This is a genomic window from Bartonella sp. AD328YNZD (genome assembly GCF_042196425.1).
Window position 1 is genome coordinate 1 of record NZ_JBHIQG010000654.1, and the last position, 857, is coordinate 857.

General features: G+C 44.7%; 1 protein-coding gene. It reads left to right on the forward strand.

The genetic code is table 11. The features are described 5' to 3' along the window. On the forward strand, positions 1 to 857 hold an 857-nt coding region (gene ruvB, locus ACFIO3_RS14280), incomplete at both ends, for a Holliday junction branch migration DNA helicase RuvB (RefSeq protein WP_375704706.1).

Here is an 857-nt window from a genome sequence, read left to right on the forward strand (position 1 = left end):
TTTATTGGTCAAGAAGCGGCACGGGCTAATTTAAAAATATTTATTGAAGCAGCAAAAACACGGCAAGAAGCGCTGGATCATGTTTTGTTTGTAGGACCACCGGGGTTGGGAAAAACAACGCTTTCACAGATTATGGCAAAAGAATTAGGCGTTAATTTTCGCTCTACTTCAGGGCCGGTCATTGCTAAAGCAGGAGATTTAGCAGCCCTCTTGACCAATCTCGAAGAACGTGATGTCTTGTTTATTGATGAAATTCATCGCTTAAATCCAGCAATTGAGGAAATTCTGTACCCAGCAATGGAAGATTATCAACTTGATCTTATCATTGGTGAGGGGCCTGCTGCCCGCTCGGTTAAAATTGATCTGGCTAAATTTACTTTGGTGGCGGCAACTACACGTTTGGGACTTTTAACCACACCGCTGAGAGATCGTTTTGGAATCCCAATTCGTCTCAATTTTTATACGATAGAAGAATTGGAATATATTGTTCAGCGTAATGCACGACTTTTTGCTGTCAAGATCAGTGATGATGGAGCCCATGAAATTGCACGCAGAGCACGCGGGACGCCTCGCATTGCTGGACGCCTTTTACGGCGCGTTTGTGATTTTGCTCTGGTTAAACAGGCAAAACAAATTGACCAAAAAATCGCCGATGAAGCCCTTTCGCGCCTTGAAGTGGATCATCTTGGGCTTGACCCGCTTGACCGTCGCTATTTGCTCCTGATTGCGGAAACTTTTTTAGGGGGACCGGTGGGGATTGAAACGATTGCTGCTGCTTTATCAGAACCACGCGATGCCATTGAAGATATTGTTGAACCCTATTTGCTCCAACAAGGGTTTATTCAAAGAACCGCTCG